Here is a 2772-nt window from a genome sequence, read left to right on the forward strand (position 1 = left end):
GGCAAATAGTTACACCAACCAAATTTGTCGTTTGATCATGGGAGACGCAGAATTTCCGCTGCTTCACGTTTACCGATCGCATACGCGGTAATTCCAGGCGCAGCGCCGGCCCCCAGCAACGATCGATGTCGCTCGGGGGCGGTAATCCAGGTATCAATGAATGCGATCAAGGCTTCATTGCGTCGCTGATGTTCCGGAGTGGCTCGGAACGCCCCCGCCTCGACACTCACACTTCCCCGCTGAAAGCGCAGTTCAAGCAGGTGAGCGGGTTGGGGAAACGTTCGGGCGTGATCGACGATCATGACGAACTCGGAAGCCGCATGGGGTCCGCTTCGTTCAGTGGCAATCAGTCCTTGTGCAATATCAATCACCACGCGCTTTCGCGCGTTGACGATGATGATCGGAATGGTCACTGCGTTGACAATCAGCAGGATCACTATCAGCCAGACCACGCCAGCGGCAGTGTGCTGAAACCACAGCGCGGTCAGTGCGCGGACTCCGAGCAAGAGAACGAGGAGGCCGTTTAGCCCTCCCCAAATCCACCACCACGGTGCGAGATTCTGCTGCCGAAACGTCTCACCTGCGATTCCGTTCACAACGCCTCCAAGGTGCGACCGAATTCCCGTGGCCCGAGCTCCTCGATCAAGAAGCTACGAGGGAGGGCCATGGATCTTCGAATTTCTCCGCAACGGACTCCCCGAGAGCTCTTGCATCTTCCGAGAACTGCTCGAGATCGGAGATCTCCGTGGCAAACAAATCCCAGAGACTCTTCACCGCACCCACGATTGAGAGTATGAGTCCGATGACGCCGATGGGAGTGACCGGTGGAACGAGGGCGATAGCGCTCACTACCGCACCCGCGAGCGCAAGGGCGAAGTTCACAAGTCCGTTGAGGATATTGCCCCAAAAACTCTCGATCGAATCAGCATGCTTCCCGAGCGCCTCGCCGATGAGCTTCGCACTATCTTCAATGTTTTCAATCGCATCGTGCTGCATGGTGACGATCACACGATACGCATCCGATGCGGGCCCCTCCCACGAATCCGTGGCAGGGAGATCGTCACGACGAACCAGATCCGCAGCCGATTCGAGGAGATTGGTCACACTCGTTTTCCAGGACTCCGCAGCGGTACGAAGCGCAGCGGGATCGCCAAGCCCATAACTGATGACTTCTTCAAAGAGTTCGAACAAGCGTTGCACTTCAGCGCAAAACTCATCCCACTTCTGAAGAATGTCGTTCAGGAAACTGCGAAGTGGTGCCGGGATCATCGAGATCGCACCATTAATTGCACTTGCTAGACGATCCACGTCGGCTGAGCAGCGCTGAACCGTCGAAACGGATTGAGCGGCTTGCGCATTCACAACAAATCAACCTTCCAATTCCGCAGTGATTTCGCGGAGTCTGGCCAAGATCACGTCTTCTGCAGAGTTGTACGAGGTCACCGCTGAGGTCAACGATCCTGCAATTTCACTCGACTGACCAGCGCCGTCACTCAAATGCGCGTTAAGTTGCCTCAAGAACGCCCGATACACACCTGCAAACTCGATGCCGGCCATCATGAATGCATCATTGGGGAGATCTCGCCCCTCCATGGATGCGGCCAGGCTACGAAGCTCTTCCGCGCTTGTCGCCCACTTCTCTGAGTCGCTCGACACATCATTAAATGTCACCTCGACTTCAACAGCCATGATTCTCCTTGCTCAGACCCCTGAACGCATTATTCGAGTCCGTCGAACGGCCGACTCATTGATTCAGTGGCTTCCTGAATCGCATACCCAATGTCTTGCTCGATCGCTTTCGCGCCGACTCCCCGAAGTCGTTCGGAATTCAATCGAATGGAATTCACATGCCCATCTGGGGACAGGTTGATTGTTGCAATTCCCAGAGGCCCACGCCCGTGAGAGCGCTTCTTCACGTGCGCCTGCACTTGAGCGATCAAGGAATCAAGTTCAGCGTTGAATTCAATGACGCTGAGCTCAGAAGTGCGTCGAACAAATTCATGGCTCACGTTCGAAGTGACCGGCGGAGCCGCCGCACTCGCCTGTTCGGTGATGACGTCAGACAGACCGAACTCCTCGATCTCGTATCGTCTCTGCATCGCCTGGTTGAGTGCTTCGGAGATTGCCGCTTCAAGATCTTGCGGGAGAACGATGCGCTCCCAATCGTCCCGAATCGCAATCATCGTCGCATTCGAGGAAAGCGTCACCGTGACGGCTCCGAGTTGGTCCCTACCCTCAGCTACTGAGCGGCTCCCAACCGCTAGCGATGAGAACTCTTCCTCGCTTCGGCTGAGCTCTTCGCCGAGCAACTTCCATGTATCCCGATTGTTTCGAGTCATTCCATGTGCCCCGTTTTCTCCCGAACGTCCCGGATGGGACGCTACGCGGCCGCGTAAACGTCCTCGAGCGCGTCTTCCGTGTCTTCATACGTCTGCGCGGCAAAATCGCACAGATCCGAAACCGCCTGCAATATGGTTTTGAGCGCCCGCATCGAAGTGGCCCACTCGAGCTGCGCCGAATCGAATGCTTGCTGCGCTTCCCCCGACCAAGCTCCACGAAGCACAAGCGCAGCATTTTCGAGACGGAGCAACTCGATGTCGAGTCCATTCACGGAGACCGAAAGATCTTGACCGAAGTCTCGAATCCGTTCGGTGTCAAAGGTGAGTTGTGCCAATTGTCATCCCCAAGTCGTCCTCGCGTCCCCCGAGTACCCCAGATTCGCGGGCGTTCACCGCCCACAGATGTTGAAAACTTAGCCTGCGAAGCGGCCGG

At 56.3% G+C, this 2772-nt stretch carries 5 protein-coding genes; all 5 read right to left on the bottom strand.

What is annotated here, in order from left to right; genetic code table 11:
• Positions 1-35: 35 nt before the first annotated feature.
• Positions 36-596: a hypothetical protein gene (locus tag AMS67_RS04455; protein WP_053386311.1), complete on the bottom strand. Its 561-nt coding sequence runs from the start codon at positions 594-596 to the stop codon at positions 36-38.
• A 46-nt stretch (positions 597-642) separates the two neighbouring features.
• Positions 643-1362: a WXG100 family type VII secretion target gene (locus AMS67_RS04460; RefSeq protein WP_156316537.1), complete on the bottom strand. Its 720-nt coding sequence runs from the start codon at positions 1360-1362 to the stop codon at positions 643-645.
• A 6-nt stretch (positions 1363-1368) separates the two neighbouring features.
• Positions 1369-1689 carry a hypothetical protein gene (locus AMS67_RS04465; RefSeq protein ID WP_053386313.1) on the bottom strand — a complete coding sequence of 107 codons (321 nt, stop codon included), beginning with the start codon at positions 1687-1689 and terminating at the stop codon, positions 1369-1371.
• 29 nt (positions 1690-1718) lie between these two features.
• A complete protein-coding gene (locus tag AMS67_RS04470) occupies positions 1719-2183 on the bottom strand; it encodes a hypothetical protein (protein ID WP_156316538.1) in 465 nt (154 codons plus the stop codon).
• A gap of 197 nt (positions 2184-2380) precedes the next feature.
• Positions 2381-2674, bottom strand: a complete 294-nt coding sequence (locus AMS67_RS04475) for a WXG100 family type VII secretion target (RefSeq protein ID WP_053386315.1) — start codon at positions 2672-2674, stop codon at positions 2381-2383.
• Between the last annotated feature and the right edge of the window lie 98 nt (positions 2675-2772).

Source organism: Leucobacter japonicus (assembly GCF_001273855.1).
Lineage (GTDB): Bacteria > Actinomycetota > Actinomycetes > Actinomycetales > Microbacteriaceae > Leucobacter > Leucobacter japonicus.

What these genes read in the sequence shown, in the direction of transcription:
- AMS67_RS04470 (WP_156316538.1), bottom strand. Translation starts at nt 2,183, where the DNA reads ATGATTGCGATTCGGGACGATTGGGAGCGCATCGTTCTCCCGCAAGAT.
- AMS67_RS04465 (WP_053386313.1), bottom strand. Translation starts at nt 1,689, where the DNA reads ATGGCTGTTGAAGTCGAGGTGACATTTAATGATGTGTCGAGCGACTCA.